The organism is Bradyrhizobium sp. RD5-C2 (assembly GCF_019972155.1).
In the GTDB taxonomy this organism is placed as follows: domain Bacteria; phylum Pseudomonadota; class Alphaproteobacteria; order Rhizobiales; family Xanthobacteraceae; genus Bradyrhizobium.
In genome coordinates this window covers 1-21,014 of record NZ_BOVL01000011.1, presented here as the reverse complement: position 1 = coordinate 21,014, position 21,014 = coordinate 1, and the positions used below count along the sequence as shown (strand labels likewise).

Annotated in this window: 15 protein-coding genes; 7 read left to right on the top strand and 8 right to left on the bottom strand. The window is 60.2% G+C overall.

All coding sequences use genetic code 11. The annotated features are described in order from the left end of the window. Positions 1-8 precede the first annotated feature (8 nt). Both BraRD5C2_RS12815 and BraRD5C2_RS12810 read right to left on the bottom strand, forming a co-directional pair. On the bottom strand, positions 9-938 hold the full coding sequence (locus BraRD5C2_RS12815; RefSeq protein WP_223968867.1) for a TauD/TfdA dioxygenase family protein: 930 nt from the start codon (positions 936-938) through the stop codon (positions 9-11). 111 nt (positions 939-1,049) lie between these two features. Beyond that, complete coding sequence (locus BraRD5C2_RS12810; RefSeq protein ID WP_223968865.1) at positions 1,050-2,486, bottom strand: FAD-dependent oxidoreductase; 1,437 nt, start codon at positions 2,484-2,486, stop codon at positions 1,050-1,052. Between BraRD5C2_RS12810 and BraRD5C2_RS12805 the strand changes: the two genes are divergently transcribed. The 6 genes from BraRD5C2_RS12805 to BraRD5C2_RS12780 all read left to right on the top strand — a co-directional run bounded on the left by BraRD5C2_RS12805 (position 2,485) and on the right by BraRD5C2_RS12780 (position 13,229). Then, positions 2,485-2,907, top strand: a complete 423-nt coding sequence (locus tag BraRD5C2_RS12805; RefSeq protein WP_223968864.1) for a hypothetical protein — start codon at positions 2,485-2,487, stop codon at positions 2,905-2,907. The two genes, BraRD5C2_RS12810 and BraRD5C2_RS12805, sit on opposite strands and share 2 nt — an antisense overlap. Continuing rightward, on the top strand, positions 2,891-3,706 hold the full coding sequence (locus BraRD5C2_RS12800; protein WP_223968862.1) for a class I SAM-dependent methyltransferase: 816 nt from the start codon (positions 2,891-2,893) through the stop codon (positions 3,704-3,706). Before BraRD5C2_RS12805 ends, BraRD5C2_RS12800 begins: the two co-directional genes overlap by 17 nt. A gap of 28 nt (positions 3,707-3,734) precedes the next feature. After that, complete coding sequence (locus BraRD5C2_RS12795) at positions 3,735-5,075, top strand: LLM class flavin-dependent oxidoreductase (protein ID WP_223968860.1); 1,341 nt, start codon at positions 3,735-3,737, stop codon at positions 5,073-5,075. Between the two features lie 891 nt (positions 5,076-5,966). Then, the gene (locus BraRD5C2_RS12790; RefSeq protein WP_223968858.1) at positions 5,967-9,215 is read left to right on the top strand and encodes an adenylate/guanylate cyclase domain-containing protein; all 3,249 of its coding nucleotides are present in this window, start codon (positions 5,967-5,969) and stop codon (positions 9,213-9,215) included. A 3,059-nt stretch (positions 9,216-12,274) separates the two neighbouring features. Continuing rightward, the gene (locus tag BraRD5C2_RS12785; protein WP_223968856.1) at positions 12,275-12,766 is read left to right on the top strand and encodes a hypothetical protein; all 492 of its coding nucleotides are present in this window, start codon (positions 12,275-12,277) and stop codon (positions 12,764-12,766) included. 100 nt (positions 12,767-12,866) lie between these two features. Beyond that, positions 12,867-13,229: a DUF5658 family protein gene (locus BraRD5C2_RS12780; RefSeq protein ID WP_223968855.1), complete on the top strand. Its 363-nt coding sequence runs from the start codon at positions 12,867-12,869 to the stop codon at positions 13,227-13,229. A gap of 1,385 nt (positions 13,230-14,614) precedes the next feature. Here BraRD5C2_RS12780 and BraRD5C2_RS12775 read toward each other — a convergent pair. The 6 genes from BraRD5C2_RS12775 to BraRD5C2_RS12750 form a co-directional block, all read right to left on the bottom strand. Beyond that, a complete protein-coding gene (locus BraRD5C2_RS12775; protein ID WP_223968853.1) occupies positions 14,615-14,980 on the bottom strand; it encodes a GrlR family regulatory protein in 366 nt (121 codons plus the stop codon). A 75-nt stretch (positions 14,981-15,055) separates the two neighbouring features. Beyond that, positions 15,056-15,625: a peptidase S14 gene (locus BraRD5C2_RS12770; RefSeq protein ID WP_223968851.1), complete on the bottom strand. Its 570-nt coding sequence runs from the start codon at positions 15,623-15,625 to the stop codon at positions 15,056-15,058. A 1,296-nt stretch (positions 15,626-16,921) separates the two neighbouring features. Beyond that, on the bottom strand, positions 16,922-17,194 hold the full coding sequence (locus BraRD5C2_RS39650) for a PilZ domain-containing protein (RefSeq protein ID WP_223969279.1): 273 nt from the start codon (positions 17,192-17,194) through the stop codon (positions 16,922-16,924). A 104-nt stretch (positions 17,195-17,298) separates the two neighbouring features. Further along, entirely contained in the window at positions 17,299-17,715 is a 417-nt protein-coding gene (locus BraRD5C2_RS12760; RefSeq protein WP_223968849.1) for a hypothetical protein, read from the bottom strand. Positions 17,716-18,762: 1,047 nt separating this feature from the next. Beyond that, the gene (locus BraRD5C2_RS12755; RefSeq protein WP_223968847.1) at positions 18,763-18,936 is read right to left on the bottom strand and encodes a hypothetical protein; all 174 of its coding nucleotides are present in this window, start codon (positions 18,934-18,936) and stop codon (positions 18,763-18,765) included. A 746-nt stretch (positions 18,937-19,682) separates the two neighbouring features. Next, positions 19,683-19,895, bottom strand: coding sequence for a hypothetical protein (locus tag BraRD5C2_RS12750; RefSeq protein ID WP_223968845.1), 213 nt, complete (start codon positions 19,893-19,895; stop codon positions 19,683-19,685). Between the two features lie 193 nt (positions 19,896-20,088). Here BraRD5C2_RS12750 and dinB point away from each other — a divergent pair. Beyond that, positions 20,089-21,014 (top strand): DNA polymerase IV (dinB, locus tag BraRD5C2_RS12745; RefSeq protein ID WP_223968843.1); only part of this gene is annotated, 926 nt, incomplete at its 3' end.

Genomic DNA, 21,014 nt, shown 5'->3' with positions numbered 1-21,014 from the left:
CAACCGGATCATGCCGCCTTCGCGGCCTGCTGCTTCGGTGCCTTGATGCGCGTCACGCTGTGGCGACCGTCGATCGATACCGGCACTTCGCCGTCGATCGTGGCGCGGCGCACCACGCGGTGCAGATCGCCATAGTCATTGACCGCATAGTGCTGGGTCGCCCGGTTATCCCAGATCGCGACGTCGCCGGCCTTCCAGCTCCAGCGCACCGTGTTCTCCGGCGCCGTGATGTGCGACTGGAACAGGTCGAACAGCTTCTGGCCGTCATATTTCGGCAGACCGACGAAGCGCTGCACGAAATTGCCGAGCACCAGCGTCCGCTCGCCGGTCTCGGGATGAACGCGCACCACAGGATGCTCGGTCTCGTAGATCGTGCCGGTGAATACTTCATCGAAGTGCTTGCGGTCGGCCTCGCTTGCGCGCGCCTTGACGGCATAGTCGTAGGCGTTGCTGTGAACGGCCCAAAGCTCGTCGGCGAGCCGCTGCAACGGCGCCGGCAGGTCGAGATAGGCCGCGGCCGTATTCGACCAGACGGTGTCGCCGCCATAGGGCGGGATCACCACGCCGCGCAGCACCGAGATCTTCGGATAGGCATCGACGAACGTCACGTCGGTGTGCCATTGGTCGGCGCGGCCGCCGCCACGTCCCGAGTCCAACTCCAGGATCGAGGATGTCCCCTTGATCGTGCCGACCGTCGGATGCGGCACCAGCCTGCCGAGCCGCACCGCAAAGCGTTCCTGCTCGGAATCGTCGAGATGCTGCTGGTCGCGGAAGAAGATCACCTTGTGCTCGAGCAGCACCTGGTTGATGGCGCGGATCACCTCGTCGGACAGATCACCCGACAGCTGGACATTCCTGATCTCCGCTCCGAGCCTCGCCGCACGCTTGACGATATCAGCGCGCGGAATGACGTTATCGATGACAGTCGTGTTGCTCATGATCGTGCTCTCACCGCGATCTCCCAGGACAAGGCTCCGCCATGCGCCGGTCGCGGGAACGACGGCGGAGACAAACGGACCGGCTTGCAAACCGGCTTGATGGTGTGGGCTCTATTCGGCCGCGACGTGCTCGGGTGGACGCCAGACCGCCGGCGCATAAAGCTCGGCAGCAAAATCGTCGGCGATCGGTCCATTGATGCGCGCCTCATGCGCCGCCAGATCGGCCAGGAACAGATCGCGGCTGATCCGCGCCACAACCGCGGGAATGTCGCGCTTGAAGCTCGGGACATCGCCGACCGGCAGGCCGAAGCTGACGAAGCCCGCCGGGTTGAAGACATGGATGTTCTTCAGGAACGGCGCGCGACCGGGCTCCTTCTCCAGATATTCGTGCCCCGATCCCAGATAGGGATATGCCGCGAGAGTCTCATCCCTTTCCTGGTCACGCGGCGTGAAGCGGTCGCGCCACAGCAGGATCTCATCCGCAAAGTCGCGAAGCTCGGCCTGCGCGCCGAGGTCCACGGCATATCCGGTACCGGCGATGGCAAAGTCGAAACCGAATTCCCCCTGCGGCGTCACCGCGACGGGACGCCCGCCCTCGAGCCACACCGCCTGCCACGGCGCGCCGAGATGGAGATGGAAATTGGGAAACGCGACGGCGCGCGAGATTGCATCGGGCGGCGGAGTCGAGCCTGCTCCGCGGAAGCGGATCGCCTGCTGCCAGCGCACGGCATCCGGCAGCGCCCCGTAATTGTCGTAGGCGCCCGGATAACCGCGGATCCGGATCACCGGGAGCGAGGCCAGCGTCTCGCGCCGTGCATAGAGGTGAACGTCGCGCGCTCCGGCTTCCAGCGCGACGGCGGCGGCGTCGAACGCCGACGCGGCGCTTCCAATCACCGCGACCGATCGGCCCCTCAGCGACCTGAAGTCGATCCTTTCGGAAGTATGCGCATGAATCTGTTTCGGCAGATTGCGCAGCGCGTCCGGAATAATGGCGCCGCCACCTCCGGCAAAGCCGGTCGCAAGCACCAGCTTCCGCGCGGTCTCGACCGTCACGCGACCGCCTTGCTCCAGATGCAGCCGCAGATGCCCTCCCGCCGGTTCGATCCGAACCAGCCGCGTCGCGTAACGGACCGCGACACCGGTGACCTTGCGGTACCAATCGAGATAGGCCGCCCAGTCGAGCCGCAGGATGCGATCGAGCGCGTCATAGGCGGCTGCACCGTAACGCGCCTCGTACCACGCCTGGAACCCGAGACCGGCCAGACCAAGCTCCGGGCCCGGCAGGGACTTCGGCGTCCGAAGCTTATGCATGCGCGCGCTCGTCAACCACACGCCCGACTCGGTCCCGCCGGCCGCGGCATCGATCACCGAGACCTTCCCGATCCCTGCCCGCCGAAGCGCGAACGCAAACGCCGAGCCGGATTGTCCACCGCCGACGACGACCACATTGTGATCGATCCCGTCCAGATCGGGCACCCAGTTTTGCGGATCGGGTCCGATCAGGCGCAACGCCTCACGGGCAACACTGTCGGGGTCGGATTGCGGCATGATGATCGGCCTCGCTTTGACGTTGCAAATCGTAAAAGCGATCGATCGCCAGTCAATGAAACGAAACCAGCTTTGTTTTCCGCGGCGAGCAATGATCGCTTCGTGGCCGACGCAGCCGTTGAAATATTTGCGACGATCGTCGCTTTCCTCGCCGTTTCAGCGTGCGCGACCAGAACGACTGAAGCGCTTGACAGGCAAGAACGGCACGAGCGGCCTGCTGATTTCTTCGCGACGGATGCACTCGTCTATCATCGCCGATCAACTCACAAGCTTCATGCTGGCTTCCGACGCAACAATGCAAGTTCATTTCATCGACAGGCTTGCGATCACCGACGTAGAGTCAATGCATCGCTCGCACGCCGAAGTGCACACAGCGCTGCAATCATCGATAGGACACGCCGCAGATGAGTGGTGTCATTAGCCTCGAACACGATACGCCTGAACTGGCTCGCTCCTATGATGAAGCGGGGCTGGTTCAGTTCCGTCACGGCAAGTTCCTGATCGGGCCATTGGCGATCAGGACCGGCGAGCATGTGCTCGATATCGGGACAGGCACCGGCCGCCTCGCCGAATTCGTCGCCGGCCTGGTCGGACCGAACGGCCGGGTGATCGGGATCGACCCGCTCCCCGGCCGCATCGAGATCGCGCGACTTCGGCAGTCGGATCATCTTCAATTCAGCACGGGCCGGGCCGAAGACCTCTCAGGCTTCGACGACGGCCAATTCGATGCGGTCTATCTCAACAGCGTCTTCCATTGGATTGCCGACAAGCGCGGCGCCCTGCAGGAAATCCATCGTGTGCTCAAGCCCGGCGGCCGCCTCGGGCTTAACGTGCAGGACCCATCCCGTCCGCATCAGTCCCGCGTGCTGCTGCGCCGGGCCATCACGGAGACCGGACTCGCCGATCATCGCCAGGATTCCAATCCGGTGCTCGGCCTGACCGACGAGGAACTCAGGTCACTGTTCGCAGCCGGCGGCTTCGTCGCTTACCGCAGCGAGTTGCGCACGCTGACCGACGTGCATGAGGACGTCAATGCGCTGCTCCGATGGTCGGAAGCCAGCGCCTTCGGCAACTTCCTCGAGGCGTTCTCACCATCCGAACGCGAACAGATCCGCGGCGCGTTTGCCCGCCTCGTCGAAACGAAACGAACCCAGGAAGGGCTGCCTCTGGAGCGCTACCTGCGTTTCGCGTTTGCACACAAGCCGTCAACCGGCAACTGACCACCCCAACATTCCGCGAGCCGCAGGCATGAGCGATCGACAGCTTTCTCTCAATCTCTTCATCTATCCGGGTGGCCATCACGAAGCGGCCTGGCGCTACAAGGGCTCGGCTGCGGAGCGGATCCTCGACGTCACCTACTATCAGGAGCTGGCGCAGAAGGCCGAGGCGCACAAGTTCGACGCGATCTTCTTTGCCGATGGGCCGGCGCTCGCCGACAATGTCCGCTATGCCCAGCGCTTCCGCTTCGAGCCGATCACCTGGCTTGCCGCCATCGCAGTCGCCACCCGTCGCATCGGCCTGATCGCGACCGCGTCGACGACCTACACCGAGCCTTACAATCTGGCGCGTCTATTCGCCTCGCTCGATCATCTCAGCGGCGGCCGGGCCGGCTGGAACATCGTGACGACGAGCACGGCGCAGGCGGCGCAGAACTTCGGCCTGCCCGAACATCCTCCGCATCATGAACGCTACGAGCGCGCGCGCGAATATCTCGATGTCATCACCAGGCTGTGGGACAGCTGGGAAGACGACGCACTGATCAACGATCCCGTCTCAGGCGTTTTCGCCGACACCGACAAGATCCACGACATCAATCACGCCGGAAAGCACTTTCGCGTCCGCGGCCCTCTCAATATATCGCGGACACCGCAGGGACGGCCGGTCTACGTGCAGGCCGGCTCGTCCGACGACGGCCGCGCCTTTGCCGCGCGCTTTGCCGAAGCCATCTTCACGGCACATCAGACCCTGGCGAGCGCCCAGGAGTTCTACGCCGATATCAAGCGGCAAGCCCGTGCCTTCGATCGCAGTCCCGATCAGATCAAGGTCCTGCCGGGCATCAGTCCCTTCATCGCCAGTACGCAAGCCGAAGCGGATCGGCTGCAGGACGAGTTCAATGAACTGATCCAGCCGGAATATTCGCTGACCCAGCTGCGCCAGATGATCGGGCTCGATCTCTCCGGCTTCGACCTCGACGGTCCGTTCCCACGCCATCTGATCGACACGACAGGTGCGCGCGGCGTGGCGAGCCGCTTCAAGCTGGTGGTCGACATCGTCGATCGCGAGCAGCCGACGATCCGCCAGCTCGTCCAGCGCCTGGCCGGTGCGCGCGGCCACTGGGTGATTGCAGGGCCGCCGGAGAAGATCGCCGACAACATCCAGACCTGGTTCGAGAACGGCGCCGCCGACGGCTTCAACGTCATGCCGCCCTGGCTGCCCGGTGGGTTCGACGTCTTTGCCGAGCAGGTCGTCCCGATCCTGCGCAAGCGCGGCCTGTTCCGCGATGACTACGCCGGCACGACACTGCGCGACCATTATGGCCTGCACCGGCCGCCGAGCGTCTTCTCCAGCTCGATTCAAGCGATCGCATGATCGCCTGACGTTCGCCAAGTGAAGCAAATCAAAGTGAAGCGGCGCACGCGACGCGTTTAGCCGTCGACCGCGGCCGCGATCCTGCGAAGGCACTGGAAAAGAAGGTCTTTTCCGTGGTGGGCAATCAGGGTTCGAACCTGGGACCCGCTGATTAAGAGGCGAATGATTTTCTCTGTAAGACCAAGGGCCATTCCGACAAACGCCTCGTTGAAGGTGCATTGAACCCACAATTGGATTTCCAATTGTCGGAATGGCCCGGTAGCAAATGCGCGCACCTCGCGAGAACCTACAAGATGAGGCGCCGGGGGTTCGAGTCAGGAGAGCGCTACCGCCTTTCCCCACACTCGGCGGATCTACGGTATCAGCTTCAATCTTCTGCATAGCGCCCTGATTAAGCTCTGACCATGGGCCTACACAGCCGCTGATTAGGACGCGTATGATTTCGCTGCAAAATCAACGCTCATTCCGATAACTGGGCCGCCCAACCCGCATTGAACCCACACTGGGTTTTCCGTTTGTCGGAATGGAGCGGCAGCGAATTTGAACCAAAAGGCGGCTGTTTGGACGCTCAGCTCGAGAGGATGAGGGGCGGTCAGGAGTCCGCCCGGCCTCTCCCCACACGGAGGGAATCTGCGGTAGAATCCGCAATCTTTGGCCTAAAGCCTCGCCTCTGCCCATTGCGACTGGCGGAATCAAGAACCTGCTTGATTATGCAATGATTTCAACGCGCTTAGACAAAACGCCAAATTTGCCTCTTTAAAATCAACAACTTGGTTGAGTTTCAGATGAGTAGCATCATCGTTGAACGGACAGACACAAAAACTCGACGCCCCAATCCCTCATGGTGAAGCGGCAGATCGTCTGTGAGAACGGTGAGGCGCAATAGACGATATGCCCAAATCGAACGGACCGAGCGCGGATTTTGTCAGTGGGTGGCTGCAACAGCTAGAGCTGTCCAGCTACCTACAGGCGTTCCTCGACAACGACATCGGTGCTGGCGATTTGGCACATCTGACATCGACAGATCTTGTCGAACTCGGAGTTACGTCGGTTGGTCATCGCCGCAGGCTGCTCGACGCGATCGCAAGGCTTGCGGTGGAGGTGCAGCGACCTGAGCCGAAGGAAAAGCCTGCCCCGCGCGTCCCCGCGGCCCTACCGCGGCCACTTGCGATCGCCGAACGACGGCAAGTGACGACGCTGTTCTGTGACCTCGTCGGCTACACTAGAATTTCCTCTGATTTCGACCCCGAGATCGTGTTGGAGCTCCTCACCAGCTACAAGGACACTTGCGCCACTTTGATCGAGAGCTATGGCGGACACGTGCTGCGCTATGTCGGGGACGGCGTGCTCGCGACCTTCGGTTATCCGCGTGCACACGAGGACGATGCGGCGCGTGCCGTCACCACCGGGCTGATGCTCGCCGAGGGGATCGGCAAGCTGGTCACACCGAACGGAGATCGACTAGAAGCTCGGATCGGGATTGCGACCGGGTTGGTAGTCGTCGGAGACCTGATCGGGGATGCCGCCATTGAGCGGGACTCGCTGGTCGGCCAGGCACCCAACCTTGCCGCACGGCTGCAAGGCGAAGCTTTGGCCGGCGAAGTACTTATCGCGGAAACGACCGCAAAACTCATCGGCGGACAATTCCGCCTGCACAATCTCGGCCCGCGAAGCCTGAAGGGCTTCGACGCGCCGCTCAACGCCTACCGCGTACTCGGCGAGCACTGGGGAGCGACCCGCTTCGAAGCCGTGCACGGCGCGATCAACCTGCCGATGATCAGTCGCGAGGATGAGGTCTCCCGACTCGTTGACTTCGCCGCCACTGCTCTGCTCGGCCAAGGCCAGATCGTCGTCATCACTGGCGAGGCCGGCATCGGCAAGTCCCGGCTGATCGAGGAGATGCACCGCCGGCTTGAGATCAGGCCGGAACAACGCGTGGTGCTGCAATGCTCGCCGATCCACACAAACCGGCCATTTCATCCGATCGCCCGCTATTTCGACTACATGACCAGCGTCGAGGCGCCCGATGCCGATGTGCGCCAGTTGGACAAGCTCGACAAACTGCTGCGCGGCCTCGGCCAGGCAACGCCCGAACGGCTGGCGCTGATCGCCGAGCTGTCGCGGCGCGAGAGCAGCGACCGCAAGCTGTTGCTGCGGCTTGCGCCCACGGAAATCCGCGCGCGCACCATCGCGGCGCTGCTTGATATCGTTGAGGCGATCTCGCACGACAGTCCCATTATCGTCATCGAGGACGTGCACTGGGCGGATCCCTCAACCAACGAATGGCTGGAACAGCTGGCCGGCATGATCTGCAGTCTCCCGGTACTGTTGGTTGCGACCATGCGTCAGGAGCGGATCCCGCAATGGGCAGAGCGTTCGGGCGCGAGCATGATGCAGTTGGTGCGGCTGCAGCCCGACGAGATCCGGAGGATTGTTAACTGCATTGCAGCCGAGCGCAGAATGCCAACGAGTGTAGTCGATGCGATTGTGGCGCGCTCGGACGGCATTCCGATCTTTGCCGAGGAATTGGCCCGCAGCCTCCAGGCAATGGAGGACGCGTCCCCCGGCACGACGAATGCGACTGACATTCCGGTCACGCTGAACGAAATCCTGCTGGCGCGGCTCGATCTGCTCGAGAATGGCCGCGAGACCGCACAGCTTGCAGCCGCGATCGGGCGCGATATCCCGCTCGATCTCTTGATCGCTGTGTCACCTTTCGGCGCGGACGTTACGCGGGCGAGCATTGAGCGGCTGGTCGGAAGTGGCATTTTCGTCATGCGCCCCAGCGGCTTTGGCGATGCCGTCGATTTCCGCCACGCGTTGCTCCGCGACGCCGCCTATCATCTGCTGCTGCGGCGCGACCGGGTGCGCGTCCACAAGCTAATTGCCAACACGATCGAGGCGGAATTTCCCGCGATTGCCGACAGCATGCCGCACGTGCTGGCGCACCAGTTCGCGGAAGCCGGCGACCATTCCGCCGCCATCATCTATCTGGAAAGGGCGGGCCGCGATGCCGCGCGGCGTTCGGCAGCCATGGAGGCGGTCGCACATTTCACGGCGGCGCTGGAGCAGACCTCAAAACTCCCAGCTGGCCGCGAGCGTGACGTCCGCGAATTCGACTTGCGCCTCGGCATTCTGGGACCGCTCATCGCAGCACGAGGCTACGGCGCACGCGAGGTCGAGCGGCAAATCGCGCATGCCGTCGAACTGTCGGCGCGCATTGGCGGCGGCGATCGCATCGTTCCGGCGCTGTTCCTGAACTGGATTGCCCGCTTCAACGAGACCGATGTGCGGCTCGAAGTAGCGCGCCAGATCGCGCAAATAGCAGCGCATGGTAACACGCTGGATAGGCTGATCGCGCATCGCTGCATGGGCACGACCTTGCTGTTCCGCGGCGAGTTCGCAGCAGCGATCGCCGAATTCGACCAATTTCAAGGAATGTTCGATCCCGAATTGCACAACGATGCGCTGAACAGGATCGGCGCCACGGTTCATGCCGTCATCATCAAGGTCGGGCTTGCCGAAGCCTGGACTATGCTTGGCGACGCTGAACGAGCCGGCATGTGGCGAAAGGCTGCGCTCGACGACGCCGAAGCGAGCGGTCACTACCAAACGATCTGCCATACAACCGCTTTCGCCGGCGGACTGCTCGCCGCGTTGATGGAGGACGCCGACAATCTTGCCTTCCACGCCACGCGGTTGCGGGACCTGACGCTCCAGCATGACCTGCCTTACTGGCGGCCACACGCCGATCTGCTGGCGGGCGTAGCCGAGATTCGTCGGGGGATGGTCGAAAAGGGGTTCCGTCTGGCGCAGCACGGCATGGAACGAATGATCGCCGAGCGTTTGCCCTCGCTGTCGGCGTGGTGCGTGGTGTTTGCCGGCGGTTGTGTCAGGGCAAACCGTCCGCAGGACGGACTGGCGGCGCTCGCGGGCATCGCCGAGGAGATCGATACCGGCGAGCGCTGGACCGCTGGCGAGTTTCACCGGTTGCGCGGCCTGTTACGGCTGCAGTCCGGTGACAGCACGGGCGGACTTGACGACCTCGCCGAAGCACAGCGGATCGCCGCTCAGCAAGGTTCGGTGCTGGTTCAACGCCGCATCATGGCTGACCACGAGCGGCTGGCGAAAGACGGGTAAGCTTGCGCCTGATCTGCCGCAAGCAGATGCCTCTCACCGGGGTAAGCTTTTCGCGCGCCGTCTGGCGCAAGAACAATGGCCGGCGTTGCTGGTGACCTCAGCATCTCGGAGCGAGCGCTGCGTGTGGTTTGCAAAAGGTATAGGATCCCGATGCCAACGCGCGGACACTTCAACCACAAGAACGCGAAGGATCGTCCGCCGAAGCCGAAACTGCCGCCGCTGAGGCGTGAACAACCCGTCGATATCGGATCGCGCTGACTTGGCGACGCGCGACGAGTCCATCGCATTCTCATTTTATTATATCTGCCAATACCTTAGCCGCCTTATTCTGAGCAAAATTCGGCGAAAGGCTGCGGTTTTTCGGAAGCTTTGCCGTTCATTGCGTTGGTCAGGAGCCATTCGTGTGGATCCGAATTTTAGCGGTTGGAGTAATTGGCCTGGTCGAAATGGGTGCGGTTGCAGCACTCGGGAGAAATCCTGCACCAGAGCCTCGCGCCGATGACTATCCAGTCGCTGAGACCGCCGGGAAAGCCGATCGGCTTCCGCTCATCGCCGAACAAGAAACAGTCATGAGCGCAGTGAAGGTTCCGCCTGCGCAGCCCGCCTCGCCTCAGCTTCCCGCCTCGATCGCTTTGGTAGCGCCACCGTCGCCTCAAGTAGCAAAACCGGAACCGGCTCCGCCCATCATCCCTCGACACTGGCACGATCCGACGGATCCTAAACTTAAGTCACGAAAACAGGCGGTGACCGGCAAGCAGTATCAAACCCTCCAGGACGAAGGCCGAGACGAACTGTCGAAGCAAAAAACTGCGGCGGGAACGGACTGGACAGCCTGCTACAGTCGATCAGGCTAAAGCCACGCTGCGAATAGCGGCTCGCCCCGGGCGTGACGCCTTTATGAGGTGCAGCAACGGCCCCAGCATTACGGTTGCTGGAGCCGTCATTCTGTCTGGTGGGGGCGCTGGCGCCAGTAAACAGGCCGCCTCGGTTCAGCACTGCACCGGTACATCCGCGGCAGCTGGAACTGTGTCCGACGTCGTAGCGTTCCTGCCGGGGTCTGGCGCATCCGGCTTGCGCCATCCAGTGAGGATGGCATTCCAAATCGGGGCCGCCGCCAATCCGTCATCGCCTACTGGCGACGTGCACGGACGAATTTGAGCTCGGCTGCGGCGGTCCCATGGTAGCCCAAACGGCAGTGGCAATGGCCAATGCAGCCAGCACGGTCTTTGTCGCGATCTTCTCGCGCCTCATGCCTAAAAGCCCTCCGGCCTTTCTGCTGCGCATCTTTAGAAACTTGCCCGTGAATGTTCATCACCCGATAGGGTGAATTCTCACTACCAACTGACGGCGTTCACTCGAGCGGAAGAGAAAGCGCCGTAGTCGACTTTTGCTCACAACCTGTTCGTCCCCTGATTGGTAACTTAGCAGCAGCCACCTCGGTCGTCCGGCCTATGAATTGGGCCAGGTTGGCGTCCGACGACCACTCCACATAACCAACGAGCGCGGAGCCAAGCGCCGCTACGATAAGCACTCCGCACATCGAAGCTGCGGCCGTTCCCGACCAGTTCTCGTTGCTGAATAATGGCATCGCGATTCTCCGACACCGGGGTTGCCACGGTAAATAGATCGACACGCGATTTTCGATTGTGATCGACCTCACATCTCACGCGCACTTGATGCCGTGACACAGCTACCGGTGGCGGGGCGTAGCCGGACAGCGACCCCTGCTGGGAACGCCAGGGTCGCCAAGACCCTCCCGGACGGGGCAACCCGATCGCGGAAGCATATGCATGACTTTTTCCAGCTTGGCGGCTTAGTTTAAGTGGGTCGCCCGATAACCTCCGCGTGAACGAAACATCGTTCCTGACCGATCGAAGTGAGCGCGAAACAATCCGCGCTCACCATTCCGGTGCGTTGTTCCTTTGACCTGACAATTTTTGGGGTAAAGCATTGAAGCGAGAGACAGGTATTCAATTTCGGGATCTCGATCAGGTTTTACGAAACGCACAACTTCGACGGTCCGCTGATCTGGTTCGCTGGATTCGACAATACTCCCGTGAACGACGGCTTGCCCGCCAGCAGCAGGAGAGGGAGTGCGCCGCCCGAATGCGAAATCAATTTCCAGGGAGCACGAAGCCGGCCTGAAACAATCCCGTCCTAACCTGCCCTTGTTGAACGATTGTGGATTTGGTCATGTGGGTTTTTATCAACGTCCTCTATCGCAACTTTTGCCTCGCACGCCTTCATGAGATGCGCCGATTGGCGCATTGAAGAAGACCGCGGAAGATGGAAGGCGAAAAACTCGAGACGAAGACTGTGTTCGCCGCGCGAGCGATCGGCATGCCATATGGGTGGCTTTAGGACCGCCATCGCCAAGCACCAATTCGTCTGTGGGCAGCGTTGCGCCCTGAATCTCTGTGGCGGCTATATCAGCCCGACCCGAAAATCATATAGAGCAGCATCGTGCCGACAACGGCTGTCCAGCCGATCGAAGTGGCTAGCGCCCACACCTGTATCGGCATTGGAGTGTTCCTCCTGTAACGAAAATCAAAAAATGAAGAGGCCGCTGGCCGCCGACAGCGGCCTCTTGGACCCGATCTCAAATGAACGTCTTGGAAATAGAAATTGCCGCCGAAGGTCCGACGTTCTTAAACGACGAATTTCCAGCCCCGTGAAGTCCGAACAGGTATATCCACAAAAGGAACTGTCGTGACGTTGCGGGGCCGACACAGTCCTGTGACCTTGGAGCTAGCGCGTCGGGCTGCTTCCTCCGCAAGAAGTCGGTCAAGGTGCCGGCAACCCCAACCCGACTGGCTGGCGGCCGTGGTGCTTCTATTCACAGTATAACGGAGTTCGCCAAACCGATGCCGGGTGCCTATATTTCTGACCATGCCCGTCACCCAAAACTCGCTCGAGATCCCGCCAGACCTCGCCCGCCCGTTTTCCGCGGATGGGCCTTCCATGCCGAGCGCGACCCTCTCAAGCGTGACGAGATCGCGGCCGATAGCCGGCACTCCTCCTGCAACACATGCCAAAGGGCACGAAGCTCCGGCTCGCCAATGTCCTCAAGCTATTTGAATGCGATGATTAAGCCAGCACGCCATCCTCTTACTGTGGCAATCGCAGTTTGGCTCGTGCCTTACGTGCTCGCCGCGAACGCACAAAGCTGCCTCACCGGCCCCATCAAAACGAAGGACGGCTCGTTGCAAACGTGGACTGTCGATAATCGCTGCGGCTCACCCGTAACGATGCGCTATTTTGTGAAGGGCTCTCTCGACAGCGTTGCAAGAATCGCGGTCGTCCCGGCCTGCAGTAAGCAACGAATCGTTCAAACCTTCGAGACAGATCAGATCGAGTTCCTGGACACGGCATACAATCCCGGCTGGGAGAAGGTCTGCCCACCACTGGACAAGGAAAGTCGTTCCCAAAAACGACCGGACAAATCGACCAACGATGCAGATCAAATCCATTTTCCAACCATAAGCCCCGCACCCTTGGCCGGTCCAAAGCCACTAGGCCCTGCGGGAGATAAGCCTGGTCCAAGAGGATGACGCGAGTATCTCCCTCTGTTGAGAATTGGCCGCTGTGTCCAAGGGAACTTACCATTCTGCCGATAGCTGCAGCCTGCGTTGGCCCGGTTGAGAGAATGAAATGAATTCGGTTAAAGCGTTGCTGTTGCTCTCCGTGCTTTTGCTCGGATGCGCCGATTTCGCGACTACTAACAAGATTCTGGAACTCGGCTTCAGCGAGGCCAATCCGTTTATGCAGATGGCCCAGACATGGTTAGGTGTCTGGTGGTCAGTCCCCAAAATTGAGCTTTACGCTCCTCCTCATGGCGTTGCTTTGGCGCAGCAAGAACGCTTTCAACATTGCTCTGGTAGTAGCGTTTTGCTCGACCCCCGTAATCAGCAACCTCCTCATCAACGCAGGCACGAACTGATTTCCGCTGAGGGGACGTGGCGCACCCACGAGCCTTTCATCAGGCCGGCGTCAACTCTCCGATGCTCGGCATGAATTGTGCTGTTGTTTGGCTGCCGGGAATTTCAATGTCCCGGTTTGGGAATAAACGGTCACTCGGTGTGTGTTTTTGAGACCGGGGCCGCCATTTTGGGAGGTATCGTTGCATTACACAGCGCTTCAACAAAACAGGTTCCTCGTGCGGAGAGGAAGCAGTGACGACTGGATGGTTTATGATCGAGAGCTGAGGGGGCCAGCGCAGCCAAGGAAAAATGGCCCGTTCGCCGAGAGGCTGACCAAGGAACAGGCCGAACAACTAAAGCAGATGCTGACCGACAGTCTGCGCGGAGCCGAAGCGATATAGTCATATTGGATACTGGTCCGTAGCAAAAACAGAAACGGACCCCGAACAGACGACAGTTTTGTAACTACTAAGGCTTATGAACAGAATTAGGCATGGCGAACGCGGCGCGGCTAGAAAGCGGCGACGCGATGGAGGAACTAAGGTCAGTCTGAAAATTCGACTTTGACTGCTGGACCTTAACGCGCGTGCCCTTCCGCGCTTACCAGGAACGATCGAGCAACACCTCGAAATGCCGGCGCGAGTGCAAAGGGGGTCAAGCACCTATCCCGCACATCCGCGTCCAGCCCGATGATCGCGTCTTGAAGACGGCTTTTCCGATCGCGACATCCAGTTGATCGGGATCAAGCTCGAGGCGATGCGTCAATGCTCTAAAGGTTTCCCGCATTACCGAGGGCAACACGCTTTCATCCGCAGTCAACGCGTGTGGCGTCGATCATCCGAGCAATAGAGCGCCCCCGCCGACGACAAAGAACACTATCGCTAAGCCTATGAGGCTGTACTCAACGCCATCCACCTCGATCGACCTTTCGAACGAGTGACCCGATGGGCCCCAGCTCAGGGGGTGAGCTGGGGCTGCCGGGGCTAGGAAGCTGTGGCGGCACAGCCTCTGCGCACAACGTTACGGCTTTCCCGAACTTCATCCACAAGGAACCGCGATTGCTGCGGCGCGCTACTACCATTGCCCCACGCACACGGTCACATACTTCTCATACAGCGCACCGGCGCGGGTTACGGCGCTGCCGTTTAGCTCATTTTGATCAAGCCCATTGGCACAATTCGCATTACGCAAACAGAACTGCTGGAGCCTGTTACTGGTCGCCCCGTTAGCGCACCCGGGATAGCCTCGCTCAGCCGGTCAGAAATGCCTTGGCCGCCAGAAGGCGGAGAAGAGCGTGGAGGATCTGTTCGACAGCCGAAGGACCCGAAAGCAATGCCGGTAATCCCTGCCACCAGGGAGGAGCGTGACGTTTGGGTGCGCGCCCCTTGGGATAAAGCGAAGGCCTTGCGGCGGCCGCTGTCGAATGACGCCGTCCAGATCCTCGCCCGCGGCGACACGAAGGAAGACGTCTCGGTATCGTCATGACGCAACTGGGCCGAGCGCAGCTTTGAGATCGAGCATTGCACGAAATGGTACGCTCGCCTTTCCTACAAGCGCCGTTCCGTCGACTGTGGCCGAACTATCACCGTAGGTTCCTGTAAAGCCGCAGGTGACTTCGCGGCCACCGAACAGAAAATTGACACCGATAGCATCGGTGTGCTGGACCGTTGTCAGTTCGCCGCGCCATTTGCCGTTTTTGAACGTGTATGTCCCAGAGTAATAGAAATTGCTATCGCCGCCCATGATGCGGCCGTCGAGTAGAACTATGACGCCGCTAGCATGCGCGTTGGATCCGTCCTGCATGATGATTTGGATCGAATACAAGCCATTCCTGACATCCGACATCCGGCGCCCTCCCCGCGACCAAAATAACATCGTCTGACTACAGGGGCGATGACTTCTATCGTCGCATCGAGCGGATTATAGAACCGTCTCGATCAAACCCAACGTCATCGCCTCCTGCGCCTCCAAATACCAGTTTGACGGCGCCTTCTGCATGACCTCGTCGATCGTCACGTTCGATCCCAGGATGAGATTCTGAAAGCCCTCGTTCTGCATAGCGATCGAGCATTCGATTTCGTTGAGCGTTGCCCTTACAACTGCGATGCACGTCGTTAAAGGGCCATCGATCACCAAGCTCTTCGAAAGCTTGCGTTCGTGAATCATCAGACGCGTGCCGCGCGCAAGGTATCGGTTCGGCCGCGCGAAGAAGCTCATGAATGTAACGCCAGCCGAATAAATCATAGCCTTACCAAGGAAGACAAAGCGCCGTTGCGGCTCAGTCTCGCTCGCGAACCGCACGTCCTCCCCCATCATTCGGGCGACCTCCGGATCCCCACCTAAGGTCGACAGTTCGATGACAACAAGGTCTTTATCGGCCGCGTTGTCGAACTGCGTTCGAAAAGCGGTGTACATGTTATAGTCGACGACGCCAGAAAGGCTGATCGCCGGCGACTTAAAGGCGGTGGTCGGAAGCGTTGCGAGTTCCATCTAACAACCCCATCACGGCTTTGGTCTCTGACCACATGCAGGTGCCGTGCCGGACGGGATTAGCCTTCACGGTCGCCATACAGCGCCCGATCGCGCCAGGCGACTGATTGCAACATTCGATAGGCGATCTGCGATGGATCGCCACAACTATCCGTCAAGAACTCCGCTTACGTCCGACTTTTCAATCCCTGCGTCGATATCATCCGATCGGTTGCAATCGCAGCGCATTGCGGCGCCGCGCTGGCAGCCGTTGGGTCACCCGTCCACGCGAGATGCGGATGGTTCTCGCACACCCAGCCAAGGCCGTGCGCGCCGCCACTGCTTCGTCAATCCGTCTGTTCATTGGACCTCTCCTGCCTCTTAAACCGAGAGGAACTTCAGGCGTTCGTTCGGTTATGCGCCCCATCATGAGACCTTCGGAGAAAGACTGCCGCGACAGGCTCCGTACCAGGCAGACAATGCATGATTGGAACGAATATCCGTGAAGAAAGTCGATCTTCTGCACTTTATCGAAAGAGCAAACGATGACAAACGAGCCGGTGCAAGACACTGGTGGCCCAAGCACGATCAATAAGGCCACAGAGGCCGTTCAGGCCGTGACGAATACCGTCAGGGATACCACTCGGACCTTAGCCAACGCGATCGAAAGCGGGCGGCAGCCGGGTCGACCGCTCGACCGACTGGCGCATTGGGCGCGCGAGGCTCCTTTGCAAGCGCTTAGCGTCGCATTCCTCTTCGGCGTCCTGTTCGGCCGCCGGCGCGGCTAAGGGCAAAGTAGGAAATTATGACAAAGGCTAGTCGCTGAAGACACCCCCTGCGCAACCTCGAATTGCACGAGAAATGTTGCGTCTGTGGCCGGACCAACTGTAGCCCGGAACCTACTGGACTTGCATCGATCGCGGCACCATCTCAGAGAAATGGTTGTGGGTTGGTACGAGGGCATGAAGGATGGCGGGGCGATACGTTGGTCGCCGCTGTCTCAACTGCAGTTGACGATCGCTGAAATCCCACCGCAACGCGCTTGGCAGGCAGTCACGATCGCTGTATCGGCGACCCCGCCGCCGGAAGATCAGCGCGATCTCGTTCGACGCGTCGTTCGTAGTGGGCCGCCAGCTGCAACAGCCGCAGCTTGATGAGAGGATCGGCCTGTTCAGCTAGCGCACGAACAGTCCGCGCTCTTTCCTTGCAAAACTCGTCGTCCATAGCGTCCCGCCAAAATCACCGCGGGATACTGCCAGTCAAACGGTCGGGCTGACTGTGACGTAGGTTACATTGCTGTCGTGCTTTCCCCGGAATTCACCGCGTCGTGATAGTCGGCTCGGTAACGAATGCAACGCCAACCCATGGGCCTTTTCGCCAAACGACGTTGCACGCGTAGGTCTTGCTAGGCGGAACGATAAGCGTGAATTGGTCAGGAAGGGGCGACGGCGGATCATCCACCTTCAGCGCCGCGCCGTTCTCTGTGATGTTGCCAACGACACAAGACAGTGACAGGTCACCAACCCTGATCAACGCATTGTCCAACCATGGATTACGCACAGACTTTCGTCTGTCAGGATGACCTATCATCTCCGAGTCCATCAATAACTAATGCAAATTAGACCGATGCTGCGCGAGAAGGATTGCGTTTCTGCTAACGATCATAGTGCTGGGCTAAAGCTGGCGACGCGGCTTCACGCCGTCTGCCGATTTGATCGGCCTTTGCCGCGACGACGCCGCGTTCGTTGACGACGGTTTCGCGGAGGGTCAGACAGTTTCGGCGCATCCGTCGCTCCCGACACGGCGGCTTCGGTCGTTGGCGGATCGTCCACTGACCGAAGCGGCGACCTTCGAACGGCGACGGCGGTTTCGAGCGCAGCTAGGAATAGCCGCCCCTCCTCCGTAATCTCCCAACCCGCGTCATCGCGCACAACGAACTTGGCCAAGAAGATGTTCAGGTCCGGCGCATGCTCGGCCAACCGCTTCATGCGATCGGTCCAGTCCTTGCCGCTATTCATCAGGATTGCAACAGCCTGCCGCAGGTCGGCAACGGAGGCTCGCCCGGCGGACTGGCCGGCCAGCACTTTCAAGACGGTCAGTTGGAAGGACACTTCCACGTCTCCGGTCTGGCTGGCCGTGCAGTATGACGGAGATTCGTTAATCGCCAGTCAAGAACCCAGTGCGCGAAAGCTTCGCGATGAAAGCCGATGATGACTGCCGTTACCTGGATTTCGGCGTGTACGTATAAATCCGGGACGACCGCTTCGAGAGGTACGCGGACAGGGTGGTCCTGCCGCAGAGGCGACCACGCCTCATTGCAACGCCGGCGTAGAGGTGGGACAGTTTTTGCTATCTACGAGACACATTTCCAAGAGAGCTTCGTGATGCGCGAGGCTGCACCAAATGTCCGCACCTCGTTCATTTGCACATTCCCGTCGCCGGTCGCCACCCAGCATTTCGGACAGCTTTGCTTCTCGCCCGCATCGCTCACCCAGAGAGCTTTTTTTTGGCGCGGCGTAATGCTCGCGTTGGAGAACCGATGCCCAGGCTATCGACGAGCCAAACATACTCCTAGCAGGAATGCGAGAGCGAGTGATCGAAGCGGAGCCGCTCTCGTCGCTTCAGTCATATGGCGGAGCCACCGGTCCTGCTGCGGTAGAGGTTCGAACGCGGCGTCTTCAGCCATTCGACGGATCGCTTCCGAGGCCTGATCTATTCGTTGTTCAGGCGTAGCAGTATGTGCAATGAGGTTTCCATCTGTCATGTACGCTTCCTCGCGGCCGGTCAAAGCGCTGGCCATTGTCCGTCATCACACGCACCAACGGACATCTCGCAGGAGCGCCAACGTGCCGTGAACGCTGACTGTTCCTGTCGTTCGGGGTTCGCTCCCGGATATTTGCCTCAGGCCGATTCCGAGCCCGCAGTTGGGGCCGTCCATAACTTGGAAAAACGGACGGCCCCTGCCGGCCACTTCCAATTGCCCTGCCTCAAAACAGAAGCGATAGCCGACCAACCAGAAACGTAAATGAGGCTGCCCCAGTTTCGCGCCGCAACGCGGCCATTCGTTTTCATCTGACCCATTTGAGTTAAGGCTGCTTCCGTTCGCCCAAGGCTTGGAAGGCAAGAGGCTTCAGATGCACCGACGCTCAGCCCGCACCTCAACTCTCTCTGCCTGGCCAGTATTTCGCCTTGGTGGCGATCCAACGCTCCGCATCGGCTTTCGTATCGAAGTCTCCGATGTGAGAATCCGGGCCATTGCCAGTCTTGACCGCCACAAACCAGCGACCATCCTTCGCCTTTTCAGGCTGAAAATAAGGCGTCTTGATCGTCATGCCGATGAGTATGCGACGCTGACCGTCAACATTCCAGAGCGCTGCGACTGCGCGCAAGCATAGTCCATTTGGAACATGACCTTATGGCACGAACTGTATGACCCAAACGGACTATCAGGTCGCAAGCACACAACGTGCATGAAATTGGCCAGCTCCGTACTCGCACGGATAAAACAAAAATGCATTTCAGGCCCATCATGGATGGCTCGGCGAATAGCGTTTGGGGGACTTCGCTATGCCAACGATGTCCAGGCAAGAGACAGAAGCGCTCGCATGCAAATGTGACGTTTGCGGTCGCCACATGGCCTTGTTGGCTGGGCTACCGTCCGTTGGCAAGTATGAAGCCGTCCACGTATTTCGTTGCTATGGCTGCAATTCGGTGAGGTCAGAGCATGACGTTCGGCGCTAGTTCGAAATGCTACGCGGATTGCGGCGCCAGGGCGCAATCGAATCGCCCTACTGCAATTCCGCCTCCGCTGACGCGACCGATCTCTTCGCCAGGTTGCGGTGGTGGTAACCATACCGCCGCACGTCGTCGCGAATGCTGCGGCTGACGGACCGCACGAGACGCTTCCGCTTGCGCCATCGCCCGGAGATTGCCAACGGGATAGATCCGCCTCGAGCAACAACCAGAAGCTCGTTGCTCTTGCTCAGATAAACGTCATACATGGAATCCTCGCCTTTGTGCGGATGCCCGGTAGTTGCGAGCAACTTCGATTGAGAAGCAGCAGATCCTGATTGGCCGATTATGCCGGACGGCCTTCCAGAAGTCCCCGCAGTGCCTGGCGGGCGACACGCTCGAGAGCTCCAAGCGTCTTCTTCCCTTGCGCGACTGCGCGCAGCAGCTTCCGCGCAATGAACTTCCTGGCCTCGTGGCCACCGCCGTTCGGGAGGTCGCGGCAGGCGCTTTCCAGAGCAACGTCGAGGTTAGCGCTCGTGCGCTCGTCAAACTTCTTCATGAAAATGCCCAATACGAAAAAACAAACATACCGGCAAAGCACCAGGCGCTCGCTGCCCGTGGTGACACCGCCAGGTCCGACAACAGGTCCGCCAGCATGAGCCCGACGACGATTGGCTAGCCAGTTGGGAATGGCAGTTTTCCCCGCTCTCCCCGTCATTCCCGCGCGGGTCAGCTTGGGGTATTGTTCCCGAATGAGCTCGTCGGACTGGGCGCGGAACAGCGGCGAGGCCCGCCAGCGCAAGATCATCCATATCGATATGGACGCATTCTACGCGTCGGTGGAGCAACGGGACAATCCCGACCTGCGCGGCAAGCCGTTGGCCGTAGGCGGCTCCGCGGAACGCGGCGTCATGGACGCAGCGAGTTATGAGGCCCGAAAGTTCGGGGTTCGCTCGGCGATGCCGTCGATCACCGCGAAGCGTCAATGTCCGGACCTGATTTTCGTGAAGCCGCGGTTCGAGGTCTACAAGGTCGTCAGCCGGCAGATCCGGGATATTTTCGCCGAGCACACGGAAATCATCGAGCCGCTGTCGTTGGATGAGGCCTATCTCGACGTTACCGAGAACATTCAGAACATCCCACTCGCAACCGAGATCGCGACCGCGATCAGGGCCAGGATCCTTGCCGAAACCGGTCTCACAGCCTCCGCCGGAATCTCGTACAACAAATTCCTGGCGAAGCTCGCCTCCGACCAACGCAAACCCGACGGCCAGTTTGTCATCTCGCCCAAGGTCGGCCCTGCTTTCGTTGAGAAGCTTTCGGTCGGCAAATTCCACGGCATCGGCCCGGCGACGACAGCCAAGTTCAACGCGCTCGGCATCTTCACAGGGCTCGACATCCGCAATCAAACACTCGAATTCTTGAACGCGAACTTCGGCAAATCGGGCACCTATTATTACTGGATCTCGCGCGGCGTCGACGATCGCCCGGTGCAGGCGAACCGGGTCCGGAAGTCGATTGGCGCCGAGAACACATTCTCGGTCGATCTGACCGCGTTCGATGCCCTGGCGGCGGAGCTACAGCCGCTCATCGACAAGATCTGGCGGCATTGCGAAAGCACCGGCGTCCGGGGGCGCACAGTGACGCTAAAGGTCAAGTTCTTTGATTTCGAGATCAT